Here is a 12210-nt window from a genome sequence, read left to right as displayed (position 1 = left end):
ATGTCCATGCCCGATAACATCCCCAGCACCGAAGTGCTGCCGCCGCTGCAAGTGTTCGACGCTAACAGCATGGTCTGGGACGAACACTGTGACGTGCTGGTCGTCGGCTGGGGCGCAGCCGGTTCGTGCGCTGCGCTGGAGGCAAGTGCCCAGGGCGCCGATGTGCTGATTGCCGATCGGTTTACCGGTGGCGGCGCCAGTGCCAAGAGCGGCGGGGTGGTGTACGCCGGTGGCGGTACCCGTCATCAACAAGCGGCGGGTTTCAACGACAGTCCCGAAGCCATGTTCGATTACCTCAAGCATGAAACCCAGGGGGTGGTCAGCGACGACACCCTGCGGCGTTTTTGTGCCGACAGCGTGAGCAATCTCGAGTGGCTGGAAAGCCACGGTGCGCCCTACGCGCATCAGATGCCACCGGGTGGCAAGACCTCGTACCCGCCCGATGGCTATTTCCTCTATTACTCGGGCAACGAACTGGTGCCCGATCACGGCGGCCCATTGGCCCCGGCACCACGAGGCCATCGCACCGTGGGCAAGGGCCAGTGCGGCGCAGTGCTGTATACCCATCTCAAGGCGGCGTGCTTGAAGGCCGGAGTGCGACCGCTGTTGCAGGCGGCGGCGCGACGGCTGGTGGTCGATGCTCAGGGCCAGGTGCTGGGCGTCGAATTGTGGTGCCTCAGCGACGGCAGCAAAGAGGCTCGACTGCATGCCCGTCTGGCCGCCCGCGCCGAACGCTTGCAAAACTTTGCGGCCGGCTACTGCAAGAAACTTCGGCAGAAAGTCAGCCAGCTCGAGCTGGACTTCGCCCGGCCACGGTTGGTTCGTGCGCGCAATGGCGTGATCCTCAGCACCGGCGGTTTCATCTTCAATCGCCAACTGATCGAACAGCACGCACCGAAATTCCGCCGCAACTTCAAGGTCGGTGCTACGGGTTGCGATGGCAGCGGCCTGCGTCTGGGGACCAGCGTCGGCGGACAGGGTGGCGGACTGGAACGGGTGTCGGCATGGCGCTTCATCAACCCGCCGTACAGTTGGCACAAGGGCATCGTGGTCAATCGCGAGGGCCGGCGCTTTTGCAATGAAGAAGTCTACGGCGCCACCCTCGGCCAACCGTTGATGGAAGAGCAGGGCGGCAAGGCCTGGCTGGTGCTGGATGCGCCGTTGCGCAAGAAGGCCATTGGCGAGGCGTTGTTCGGCGGCTATTGGTGGTTCCAGAGTTTTCCGGCGTTGGCACTGATGCTGTTTAAGGTGCGCAAAGGCAAGGGCCTCAGCGAGTTGGCCGCTGCGACCGGGATGGATCCCGCCGTGCTGCGCGCCTCGGTGCTGGCAGCCAATGCCGCCGCCCGTGGCGAGGCACCGGAGCCGTTCGGCAAATCCGCGGGCGGACGCCAGGTGCTGGAGAACGGGCCGTTTTATGCCTGCGACATTTCCGTCACCAACCCCGTGTTTCCCCTCGGGGCGCTGACCCTGGGCGGCTTGCGCGTGGATGAACGCAGCGGCGCGGTGCTGGACCAACAGGGCCGGGCCATCAGTGGCCTGTACGCCGCCGGACGCACTGCCCTGGGGATTCCTTCGCACTTGTACATCAGTGGTTTGTCCCTGGCCGACTGCGTGTTCTCCGGTCGTCGTGCTGGCGCCGCCGTCGCCCGTCCACAACACTTGCAACCGCAACCGACCCACACTCACGAGATGACATGATGACCCAGAATCACCACAACCCGAACGGGCGTGTTTGCGGCAAGGTCGCGCTGGTCACCGGCGGCGCCAAGGGTATCGGCGCTGCCAGTGTGCGGATGCTGGCGGCCGAAGGGGCCCAGGTGCTGATCAGCGACCTGGACGTCGAGGCAGGCCAGGCGCTGGCGGCGCAAATTGGCCCGTCTGCGAGTTTTATTCGCCACGATGTCAGCAGTGAAGAGCAATGGCGCCAGGTCATCGATCAGGTGCGTGAGCGCTACGCTCGCCTGGATATTCTGGTCAACAACGCCGGCATTCTGATCGGCGGCTCGATTGAACAGACCACGCTGGCGGACTGGCACAAAATGATGCGGGTGAATGCCGACAGCGTGTTCCTCGGCTGTCGCGAAAGCCTCGGGTTGATGAAGGAGCGCGGCGGTTCGATCATTAACCTGTCGTCCATCGCTGCGCTTGCCGCGCGCGACGACTACCTGGCCTACAGCGCCTCCAAGGGTGCGGTGGCGGCGTTGTCACGTTCGGTGGCGGCGTTTTGCAGGCGACGCAAATACCGCATCCGTTGCAACACCCTGCACCCCGATGGCGTGCTCACCGACATGACGCGCGGTGGTTTTCCGGAAGGCGTCGACCCGAACCGGCTGACGATCGACAGCGACCCGATGAACCGCATGTGCCTGCCGGAAGACGTCGCCGCCAGCGTACTGTTCCTGGCCAGCGATGAGTCACGGGCGATCAATGGCGTCGAGTTGCGCATCGATAGTGGGCAGATGGTGATGAGTATCTGAGGTCACAAAACCCCTGTGGGAGCTAGCCTGCTAGCGATTGGGGCCAGCCAGCAACGATGTTGAATGTGCCGGCGCCATCGCGAGCAGGCTCGCTCCCACAGGGTTACCTTGCCTAGTTCCCCTCAAACCGCGCCGGGCGCTTCTCGATAAACGCCTGCATGCCTTCCTTCTGATCCCGCGAGGCGAACAACAGGGCATTGGCCTTGCGCTCCAGGGCCAGGCCGGTTTCCAGCGGGGCGTCCATGCCGGCCAGGATCACTTCCTTGATCTGCTCGGCGGCCAGGGCCGGCATCGCGGCGATGACGCGTGCCAGCTCCAGCGCATGGGATTGCACTTGATCATCGTCCACCAGGTCGCTGACCAACCCGGCCACCCAGGCTTCCTCGGCGCTGATCGGTTGGCCGGTGAGTGCCATGCGCATCGCCTTGACCTTGCCCACGGCCCGCACCAGCCGTTGGGTGCCGCCGATGCCGGGCATGATGCCGATGCGGATTTCCGGTTGGCAGAAGCGCGCGCTGCGGCCGGCGACGATCAAGTCGGCGTGCATCGCCAGTTCGCAGCCGCCGCCGTAGGCGTAGCCGCAGACCGCAGCGATGACCGGTTTCGGACAATGCTGGATCGGCCCCCAGACCCGCTCGGTGTGGCGCTTGTAGATATCGATGGCACCGACTCCAGCCATGCTGTTGATGTCGCCCCCGGCGGCGAAAACCTTGTCACCGCCCGTCAGCACGATGCAACGCACTTCGGGATCAACGCCCAGTTCAGTGAAATACCGCGACAGCAGCGCCTGCAATTCCAGGCTCAGGGCATTGGTCGCCTGTGGGCGGTTGAGCCGCAGCAGGGCCACCCCCGGCAGTGGATGTTCGAGCAGAACCGATGCAGCGGATGAGTCGGACATGGGCATTCTCAAAGACCGGAAAACGTGTGAGTGGCCGCCAGTGTCCTGTTCGCGCGGTTGAATTTTCATCGTCCGTTCAGACGTAGTTTGGCCTGCGGTTCGTCCCTAGAGTGACCCTTGTCAGTAGAAAAGGAGCACATGATGGAGCTGCATTCAGGTCTTGATTACAGCGGCAAGGTGGTGCTGGTCACCGGTGGCACCAGGGGCATCGGCGCGGGTATTGCGCTGGGTTTTCTGGCCGCCAACGCACGTGTGATCGTCTGTGCTCGGCGCGAACCTGAACGGGTGCCGATACTGGGTAGCAAGAGTGCCACTTTCATTGCCGCCGATGTGCGTGACCACGATTCCCTGCAACGACTGTTCGCCACCATCGAGCGTGATTTCGGGCGCCTCGACGTGGTGATCAACAACGCCGGGGGCAGCCCCGCCGCCGATGCCGCCACGGCCTCGCCAAGGTTTCATGAAAGCATCATCGGCCTGAACCTGATCGCACCGCTCAACGTCGCCCAGCACGCCAACCGGCTGATGCAGGCACAGGTGCAGGGCGGATGCATCGTCTTCATCGGCAGCATCAGTGCGCTGCGTTCCTCGCCTGGCACCGCCGCGTACGGCGCGGCTAAGGCCGGGGTGCTGGCGCTGGTGCAATCGCTGGCGGTGGAGTGGGGCCCCAAGGTGCGGGTGGTCACGGTCAGTCCGGGGCTGGTGCTGACCGAGCAGGCGCATCTGCACTACGGCACGGAGGCGGGTATCGCCGCCGTATCTGCCGGCATTCCCGCTGCACGAATGGCGGTGGCCGAAGACATTGCCAACGCCTGTCTTTACATCGCCTCACCGCTGGCCAGTTACGCCAGCGGTTGCAACCTGTTGCTGCATGGCGGTGGTGAACGCCCGGCGTTCCTCGGTGCTGCGCAGGTTCTGCCCACCTGATCGACCTATTGCGGCGACCGGGTTCGGTGGCCGCCTTCAATGTGAAGGAGACGACTTTGGCTGATCCACAATTGCTATCCAATGTGCGCGCCCCGGTGGGGCGCGAGTACGGCCGCGTGTATGCCTGGGACGAGGTCAATGCCCCGATGATTCGCCAGTGGTGCGAAGTCATGGGCGTGGACAACCCGCTGTACACCGATAGTGCTTTTGCCCTGGGTACCCAACATGAGGGCCTGATTGCTCCGCCTGCGATGTTGCAGGTCTGGACCATGGAAGGCCTGCACGCCAACAACTATCCGCCGGGCTCCACCGACGAGAACCCTTACGAGGTGCTCAAGGAAATGGAAGCCTACGGCTATGCCTCCACCGTGGCGGTGAACTCCGAGCTGAGTTTTACCCGCCCGGTGCGTCTGGGGGAAAAGCTTTACTACACCACACGCCTAGATTCGGTCGGCGATGAGAAAACCACCGCCCTGGGGACGGGTTTTTTCGTCACCCTGGTGATGAGCCATTTTGTCGAAAAAGCCGGGGGTGACGAGCCGGTGGGGCAGTTGCTGTTTCGCGTGTTCAAGTTCCGCGCGGCCAATGCCCAGGCGCCGGCCAAGGTCGACACCACGCCGGCAGCGCCCAAGCGTCCATTGCCGGGCGTCAGCGATGACACGCGGTTCTTCTGGGAAGGCTGCGCCAAGGGCCAGTTGCTGATCCAGCGTTGCAGCGCTTGCCAAACCCTGCGCCATCCGCCAGCCCCGGTGTGCATCCAGTGTCACAGCTTCGACTGGGACACCCTTGAGGCCAGCGGCCGCGCCACATTGTATTCCTTCGTGGTGATGCATTACCCCGAGGTGCCGCCGTTCGATTACCCCAACCCCATCGGCCTGATCGAGCTGGAGGAGGGCGTGCGCCTGATCGCCGGACTGGTCGGGATCGAGCGCGAGCACATACAGATCGGCCAGCGCCTGCAGGTCGAGTTCCAGACCTTCGACGACCAGCAGACCCTGCCTTTGTTTCGGCCGGTAGACGCGTAGGAGCCAGTCACTATGGATTTCGAATTGAGCGAAGACCAGCGCGCCATTGCGCAGATGGCCGACGGCATTTTTGTCGACCATTGCCATGACGATTACATGCGTCAGTGGGACACCAGCGGCGAGCCGATGATGGCGCCCCTCTGGACGCTGTGCATCGAGACCGGGCTGCAAGCCCTGGCCATTCCCGAAGCACACGGCGGCAGCGGCCTGGGCATGACCGAACTGATGCTGGTGCTGCAGGCCCAGGGCAAAGCCCTGGCGCAAGTGCCGTTGTGGCGCCATCAACTGGCCGCCGCGACATTGGCGCGTTTCGGCGCCATCGAACATACGCAATGGATCGCCCTGGCCGCGTCCGGTGAGGCGCTGTTGAGCCTGTCTGTCGATGGCTTGAACAGTGCGCTGGGCATCGAGCTGCATGCGCTGGCGACTGCCGGAGGCTGGTCGATCAATGGCCGGGTCGCGGCGCTGTCCCAGGGCGATCAGGCTCAAGCCGCACTGGTGCTGGTGCAGGTCGAGGGCCAGCCGCGCCTGCTCGTGCTGGACCTGGCAGCCGCGGAAATCCGACGGGTTTCTGCGGTGCTGACCCACGGCGAAGCCGTGGCCGATCTGCATATCCAGAACTTGATCGTGAATACCACAGCGCTGTTGCCCGCCGAGGCCGTCGACTGGCTGGAGCTTCGCAGCGTAGCGGCATTGGCCGCGCTGCAACTGGGCGTCAGCGAAGAGCAGATCCGCCGCACCGTGGCCTATGTCAGTGAACGCCGGCAGTTCGAACGCAGCATCGGCAGCTTCCAGGCCGTGCAAATGAGCATGGCCGACACCCACATCGCCGTCGAAGCCTTGCGCACCGCGCTGTGGCAGTTGGCCTATCGCATCGACGCCAACCTGCCTGCGCCGAGCGAGGCCTTGGCCACCGCGTGGCTGGCCTGCGAAGCGGGGCACCGCATCGGCCATGTCGCACAACACGTGCATGGCGGCATCGGCGTCGACCTGACGTACCCGATCCACCGTTTTCTCTACTGGAGCCGTGGCTTGAGCCTTGCCTTGGGTGGCTCGGCGGCAAACCTGGAACGCCTGGGCGACTGGCTCAACGATAACGACAAGCTGGGATGGAAATATGACCTCGAAGAACACCAAGCGCTTTGAAGACGTGCGCCCCGGCGAAGCACTGCCGGAGCTTGCCGTACCGATCACAGTGACCCTGATCAACGGTGGCGCGATTGCGACCCGTGATTACTTCCCCGGTCACCACGACGCGGACGCGGCCCGTGCCTTGGGTTCGCCCAATGTGTTCATGAACATCCTCACCACCAACGGGTTGGTGCAGCGATTCATCGAGCAATGGGCCGGGCCGCTGGCGCAGTTCACCGCGCTGAAAATCAAGCTCGGCGCACCGAATTATCCCGGTGACTGCATGACCTTCAGCGGCAGCGTCACCGGCGTTGAGGCGGACACCCGCTCGGTGGAAATCACTTTGAGCGGCAAAAATTCCATGGGCAACCACGTGACCGGCACGGTCGCGCTGGTCCTGCCCTGACAGCCGGAGAGACACAGATGACTGATTCATCGATTTCCGGGCGCGCCGCGATCGTTGGCCTGGGCGCAACCGAATTTTCCAAGAACTCCGGACGCACCGAACTGCGCCTGGCCATGGAAGCCACCTTGAGTGCTCTAAAGGACGCCGGCATCGACCCGAGCGAGGTCGAGGGCTTCAGCTCTTACTCGGTGGACAAGGTCCCGGAATACGAAATTGCGCGTCTACTGGGGTGCAAGGACGTCAAGTTCTTCTCCCAGGTGCCCCATGGCGGCGGCGCGGCCTGCGGACCGGTGATGCACGCGGCAATGGCGGTGGCCACCGGGGTGGCGAAAGTGGTGGTGGTGTATCGCGCCATGAACGAGCGGTCGTGGTATCGCTTCGGTACCGGCAGCTACGGCTTCGCCTCGACGCCGACTTTCGACAACGTCAACTACGGCTGGTACATGCCCCACGGTTTCCATACGCCGGCAGCCTGGGTCGGCATGTTTGCCCAGCGCTACATGCACACCTATGGCGCGACCAGTGAAGACTTCGGCCGGGTGGCGGTGGCGGCACGGGATTTCGCCGCCACCAACCCCCAGGCGTTTTTCCACGGCAAGCCGATCACCCTGGAAGAACACCAGGCTTCGCGCTGGATCTGTGAACCGCTGCACTTGCTCGACTGCTGCCAGGAATCCGATGGTGCGGTGGCGATGGTCATCACCTCGGCCGAGCGCGCCCGCGACTTGCGGCAGAAACCGGTGACCATCAAGGCCGGCTCCCAGGGCATCAGCCATGGCCAGCAGAGCATGACCTCGTTCTACCGCGAGGACATCACCGGGCTGCCGGAAATGGGCGTGGTCGCCCGTGAGCTGTATCGCCAGTCGGGCCTGGGCCCGGACGCCTTCCAGACGGCGATTATCTACGACCACTTCACTCCGTTCGTATTGCCGCAGCTGGAGGAGTTCGGTTTCGTCAAGCGCGGCGAGGCCAAGGAATTCATCCGCGCCGGGCACCACGCTCGCGGCGGCAAATTGCCGATCAACACCCACGGCGGGCAACTGGGCGAAGCCTATATCCACGGCATGAACGGCATCGCCGAAGCGGTGCGCCAGGTGCGTGGTACGGCAGTCAACCAAGTCGCGGATGTGCAGAACGTGTTGGTCACCGCCGGCACCGGCGTACCCACCAGCGGCCTGATTCTCGGCGCAGCCTAAGGAGCAGCAGATGTTCGTCGACCTCACTCCCGAACAACATGCCCTGCGCCACAAGGTGCGGGACTATTTCCAGGCCCTGATGACCCCCGCCATGCGCGACGAACTGCGCGGCAAGGAAGGCGGCGAGCTGTATCGCCAGACCATCCGCCAGATGGGTCGCGACGGCTGGCTCGCGGTCGGCTGGCCCAAGGCCCATGGCGGCCAGGGTTATGCCGCCACCGAGCAGTTGATCTTCTTCGAAGAGGCCAACATCGCCGGCGCGCCGTTGCCGTTTGTGACCATCAGCACCGTCGGCCCGGCCTTGATGGCCCATGGCAGCGAACTGCAGAAAGAGCGTTTCCTGCCCGGGATCGCCGCGGGCGAGATCATGTTCGCCATCGGTTATTCCGAGCCCGATGCCGGCAGCGATCTGGCGGTGCTGAAAACCAGCGCCCGCCAGGACGATGAAGGCTTTGTGGTCAATGGCAACAAGCTGTGGACCTCGGGCGCCGAATCCGCCGACTTCGTCTGGCTGGCGGCCCGCACCGACCCAACCCAGGCGCGACACAAAGGTATTTCGCTGCTGATCGTCGACACCCAGACACCGGGCTTCTCGCACACCCTGATTCGCACCGTAGGCAACCCGACGGCGGCCACCTACTACGACAACGTTCGGGTGCCCAACGAGATGCTGGTGGGCGAATTGCACGGCGGCTGGAAGCTGATCACCTCGCAACTGAACCACGAGCGTCTGGGCCTGGGCACCTGGTCGGACAAAGTCGTGGCGCTGTTTCGTCGGGTTTACCTATGGGCCCGAGCAAGCGATGAACAGGGCCGGCGGGCGATGGATAAAGCCTGGGTGCGTAGCTCGCTGGCCGAGTGTTATGCCCGCCTGGAAGCGATGCGCCTGATCAACATGCGCATTGCCGCCGACCTCGAGCTCGACCGCATGAGCGTCGCGCTGAGCTCGACCACCAAGGTCTTCGGCTCGGAATCGGCCATCGAGATCCTGCGCAAACTGGCAGCAATCGTCGGTGCCAATGGTTCGATGCGCAGCGGTTCGGCGGCGACGCTGTTGCAGGGTGATCTGGAGTACGAATTGCGCTCGGCAACGACCCTGACCTTTGGCGGCGGCACCAATGAAATCCAGCGCGAGTTGATCGCCCAGTTCGGCCTCGGCATGCCGCGCACGCAACGCTGACGCTCGTCCATCAACAACAAAAACCGTACTCGCCCCCGTTTGCGGGGCGGGTCGAAGGTGACTTTCATGAGCACTATCGAGCAATTCCGGCATGACACCCGTGCCTGGCTGGAGGCCAACTGTCCGGCGTCGATGCGCACCGGCATGGCTGAAGGTGATGTGGTGTGGGGCAGCCAGAACCCGCAATTTCCTTGCGAAGACGCACGCCTGTGGTTCGAGCGCATGCGCGACAAACGCTGGTTCTGCCCTGAGTGGCCTGAGGAATACGGCGGCGCCGGTTTGAGCGACGAGCAACTGGCGGTGCTGGAAAGCGAGATGCGCCGCATCAAGTGCCGGCCACCGCAAATCAACCTCGGTATCTGGATGCTCGGGCCGGTGTTGCTGGCCTTCGGCAGCGAGCAACAGAAGCGCGATCTGCTGCCGCCCATCGCCCGCGGTGAAGTGCGCTGGTGCCAGGGTTTTTCCGAGCCGAACGCCGGGTCTGACCTGGCCAGCCTGAAGATGGCGGCCCGTGATGCCGGCGATCATTTCGTGGTGGATGGCAGCAAAATCTGGACCTCCTACGGCGACAAGTCCGACTGGATGTATGCCCTGGTTCGCACCGATTTCAGCGCACCGAAACACGAGGGCATCAGCCTGATCGTGCTCGACATGCGCAGCCCCGGTGTTGCGCCGCAGCCGATCGATTTGATCAGCGGCAAATCGGCGTTCTGCCAGGTGTTCTTCGATGGCGTGAAAGTACCCAAGAGCCAATTGATCGGCCCGCTGAACGGCGGCTGGAACCTGGCCAAGTACCTGTTGCAGCACGAGCGCAAGGCGATGTCGAAATTCGGCGAGTTCAGCCTGCCGTCGCATTTCGACCTGCTGGCGCTGATGCGCGAGTACGTACCGGCGCCCCAGAGCCAGAGCGAACACGCGTTGCAGGCGCGGGCCACGGCCTGTGCGATGAACGAGCATGCCTACAACCTGACCGTGCAGCGCATGGGTGAAGAGGCGCGGGCCGGCGATGACATCGGTGGCCTGATGTCGATCATGAAACTGGTGCACACCGAGCAGGAACGGGACAAGTTCGAAGTGCTGCTCGATGCCATGGGCGGGCATGCCTTCGGCTGGCAGAGCACGGTGTTCAGCGAGCAGCAACTGGCGATCACCCGCGCCTGGTTGAACAGCTACGCGCTGACCATTTCCGGAGGCGCGTCGGAGATCCAACTCAACGTCATTGCCAAGCGCGTGCTGGGCTTGCCCGACGCTAAAAAAGGAGTCACCCCATGAGCCTGCGTTATAGCGATGAACAGCGTTTGCTGGCTGACAGCGCCCGGGATTTTCTCGCCGCCCGCAGCCCGGTCAGTGCCCAGCGGCGTTTACGCGATGACGCAGTGACGCTGGGTTTCGAGTCACACCTGTGGCGTGACGCGGTGGAGTTGGGCTGGAGCGCGATTCCTTTTCCCGAAGACTTCGGTGGTCTGGATTTCGGCTGCAAGGGCCTTGGGCCGATCTTCGAATCCATGGGCCGCAATCTGTCGGCAACGCCTCTGTTGTCCAGCGTTGTGCTCGGTGGTTCGCTGGTGCATCTGGCGGGCAGTGCGGCGCAACAGAAGCACTGGCTGCAGGCGGTGATCGCCGGCGAGCAACGCCTGGCGCTGGCAGTGGATGAACGCTCGCGTCACGACCCGAGCCACATTGCCCTTGAGGCGAAGGCCGAGGGGCAGGGCTATCGCCTGCACGGCGACAAGTACTGGGTGGTCGATGGTCTTGGCGCCGAAGCTTATGTGGTGGCGGCGCGCACGTCCGGACAGCCGGGCGACACGCAGGGCGTCAGCCTGTTTTTGGTACCGGCCGATACGCAGGGTTTGACTGTCAGCGCCTTGCCGTTGATCGATTCGCGCAACAGTGCACGTCTGCGACTGGAACAGGTGCAGTTGGGCAGTGAAGCACTGCTGGGTACGTTGGATGACGGCTGGACCGCGCTGGAAACCGCGCTGGACCGTGGCCGCGCTTGCCTCGCGGCGGAGTTGCTGGGGATGGCCGAGCAGTTGTTCGACACCACGCTGGAATACCTCAAGACCCGCGTGCAGTTCGACACGCCGATCGGCACGTTCCAGGTGCTGCAACACCGTGCCGCGCAAATGTACGTCGACCTGGCGCTGAGTCGCAGCGCCCTGATGGCCGCGCTGGCAACCCTGGATGACGCCAGCGTCGATGCCCGCACGCGAGCAGGGCTGGTCAGCCTGGCGAAATGGAAGGCTGGCGACACCGCGATCAAGGTGGCTAACGAAGCGGTGCAGATGCACGGCGGTATCGGCGTGACCGACGAACTGGATGTTGGCCTGTACCTCAAGCGCGTACGCGTCGCCCAGAGCTGCCTCGGTGATCGGGACTTCCATTGCCAGCGTTATTTGGAAAACGCGTAGGCCCTGTGGGAGCTGGCCTGCCAGCGATGGCGGAGTGTCAGGCGATGCAGATGTTGAAAGTGCAGGCCTCATCGCGAGCAGGCTCGCTCCCACAGGTTATTCGGCGGGGGCGCAACACCTGAGCACGACTCAATCCCATGTGGGAGCTGGCCTGCCAGCGATGGCGGAGTGTCAGGCAAAGAACATGTTGGAAGTGCCGGCCTCTTCGCGGGCAAGCCCGCTCCCACAAGGTATCGCGGGGGGACGCAACACCTGAGCACGACTCAATCCCTTGTGGGAGCTGGCCTGCCAGCGACGGCGGAGTGTCAGGCGATGCAGATGTTGGATGTGCCGGCCTCATCGCGAGCAGGCTCGCTCCCACAGGTTATTCGGCGGGGACGCAACACCTGAGCACGACTCAATCCCTTGTGGGAGCTGGCCTGCCAGCGATGGCGGAGTGTCAGGCGATGCAGATGTTGGCTGCGCCGGCCTCATCGCGAGCAGGCTCGCTCCCACAGGTTATTCGGCGGGGACGCAACACCTGAGCACGACTCAATCCCTTGTGGGAGCTGGCCTGCCA

The 12210-nt window shown here is 63.8% G+C and carries 11 protein-coding genes; 10 read left to right on the top strand and 1 reads right to left on the bottom strand.

Features of this window, described 5'->3' with window-relative positions; genetic code table 11:
• Complete coding sequence (locus ACIPL2_RS02840) at positions 1-1698, top strand: FAD-binding protein (RefSeq protein ID WP_401352802.1); 1698 nt, start codon at positions 1-3, stop codon at positions 1696-1698.
• Complete coding sequence (locus tag ACIPL2_RS02835) at positions 1695-2477, top strand: SDR family oxidoreductase (RefSeq protein WP_401352800.1); 783 nt, start codon at positions 1695-1697, stop codon at positions 2475-2477. The genes ACIPL2_RS02840 and ACIPL2_RS02835 overlap by 4 nt, the downstream gene beginning before the upstream one ends.
• 112 nt (positions 2478-2589) lie before the next feature.
• On the opposite strand, the gene ACIPL2_RS02830 is transcribed toward ACIPL2_RS02835, so the two are convergent.
• The gene (locus ACIPL2_RS02830; protein WP_401352799.1) at positions 2590-3375 is read right to left on the bottom strand and encodes an enoyl-CoA hydratase; all 786 of its coding nucleotides are present in this window, start codon (positions 3373-3375) and stop codon (positions 2590-2592) included.
• A 141-nt stretch (positions 3376-3516) separates the two neighbouring features.
• Between ACIPL2_RS02830 and ACIPL2_RS02825 the strand changes: the two genes are divergently transcribed.
• The 8 genes from ACIPL2_RS02825 (at position 3517) to ACIPL2_RS02790 (ending at position 11651) form a co-directional block, all read left to right on the top strand.
• On the top strand, positions 3517-4302 hold the full coding sequence (locus tag ACIPL2_RS02825) for an SDR family oxidoreductase (RefSeq protein ID WP_401352797.1): 786 nt from the start codon (positions 3517-3519) through the stop codon (positions 4300-4302).
• Positions 4303-4358: 56 nt separating this feature from the next.
• Positions 4359-5327 carry a bifunctional MaoC family dehydratase N-terminal/OB-fold nucleic acid binding domain-containing protein gene (locus ACIPL2_RS02820; protein WP_401352795.1) on the top strand — a complete coding sequence of 323 codons (969 nt, stop codon included), beginning with the start codon at positions 4359-4361 and terminating at the stop codon, positions 5325-5327.
• 12 nt (positions 5328-5339) lie between these two features.
• Positions 5340-6473 (top strand): acyl-CoA dehydrogenase family protein, encoded by a 1134-nt coding sequence (locus ACIPL2_RS02815; protein ID WP_401352794.1) that lies wholly within the window; start codon positions 5340-5342, stop codon positions 6471-6473.
• On the top strand, positions 6445-6864 hold the full coding sequence (locus ACIPL2_RS02810) for a MaoC family dehydratase (protein ID WP_401352792.1): 420 nt from the start codon (positions 6445-6447) through the stop codon (positions 6862-6864). Before ACIPL2_RS02815 ends, ACIPL2_RS02810 begins: the two co-directional genes overlap by 29 nt.
• Before the next feature lie 17 nt (positions 6865-6881).
• Positions 6882-8060, top strand: a complete 1179-nt coding sequence (locus ACIPL2_RS02805; protein ID WP_401352791.1) for a lipid-transfer protein — start codon at positions 6882-6884, stop codon at positions 8058-8060.
• Between the two features lie 10 nt (positions 8061-8070).
• Complete coding sequence (locus ACIPL2_RS02800) at positions 8071-9240, top strand: acyl-CoA dehydrogenase family protein (protein WP_401352789.1); 1170 nt, start codon at positions 8071-8073, stop codon at positions 9238-9240.
• A 66-nt stretch (positions 9241-9306) separates the two neighbouring features.
• Positions 9307-10512 (top strand): acyl-CoA dehydrogenase family protein, encoded by a 1206-nt coding sequence (locus ACIPL2_RS02795; RefSeq protein WP_401352787.1) that lies wholly within the window; start codon positions 9307-9309, stop codon positions 10510-10512.
• Positions 10509-11651 carry an acyl-CoA dehydrogenase family protein gene (locus tag ACIPL2_RS02790; RefSeq protein ID WP_401352785.1) on the top strand — a complete coding sequence of 381 codons (1143 nt, stop codon included), beginning with the start codon at positions 10509-10511 and terminating at the stop codon, positions 11649-11651. The genes ACIPL2_RS02795 and ACIPL2_RS02790 overlap by 4 nt, the downstream gene beginning before the upstream one ends.
• Positions 11652-12210: the final 559 nt, after the last annotated feature.

Source organism: Pseudomonas sp. NPDC086251 (genome assembly GCF_044746405.1).
Taxonomy (GTDB): domain Bacteria; phylum Pseudomonadota; class Gammaproteobacteria; order Pseudomonadales; family Pseudomonadaceae; genus Aquipseudomonas.
The sequence above is the reverse complement of the archived record's forward strand: the minus strand, read 5'-3'. Positions and strand labels throughout refer to the sequence as shown.

Bases quoted from the DNA above. Each gene is read 5' to 3' on its own strand.
- ACIPL2_RS02830 (WP_401352799.1), bottom strand. From the start codon at position 3,375: ATGTCCGACTCATCCGCTGCATCGGTTCTGCTCGAACATCCACTGCCG.
- ACIPL2_RS02800 (WP_401352789.1), top strand. From the start codon at position 8,071: ATGTTCGTCGACCTCACTCCCGAACAACATGCCCTGCGCCACAAGGTG.
- ACIPL2_RS02790 (WP_401352785.1), top strand. From the start codon at position 10,509: ATGAGCCTGCGTTATAGCGATGAACAGCGTTTGCTGGCTGACAGCGCC.
- ACIPL2_RS02815 (WP_401352794.1), top strand. From the start codon at position 5,340: ATGGATTTCGAATTGAGCGAAGACCAGCGCGCCATTGCGCAGATGGCC.
- ACIPL2_RS02835 (WP_401352800.1), top strand. From the start codon at position 1,695: ATGATGACCCAGAATCACCACAACCCGAACGGGCGTGTTTGCGGCAAG.
- ACIPL2_RS02810 (WP_401352792.1), top strand. From the start codon at position 6,445: ATGACCTCGAAGAACACCAAGCGCTTTGAAGACGTGCGCCCCGGCGAA.
- ACIPL2_RS02840 (WP_401352802.1), top strand. From the start codon at position 1: ATGTCCATGCCCGATAACATCCCCAGCACCGAAGTGCTGCCGCCGCTG.
- ACIPL2_RS02825 (WP_401352797.1), top strand. From the start codon at position 3,517: ATGGAGCTGCATTCAGGTCTTGATTACAGCGGCAAGGTGGTGCTGGTC.
- ACIPL2_RS02805 (WP_401352791.1), top strand. From the start codon at position 6,882: ATGACTGATTCATCGATTTCCGGGCGCGCCGCGATCGTTGGCCTGGGC.
- ACIPL2_RS02795 (WP_401352787.1), top strand. From the start codon at position 9,307: ATGAGCACTATCGAGCAATTCCGGCATGACACCCGTGCCTGGCTGGAG.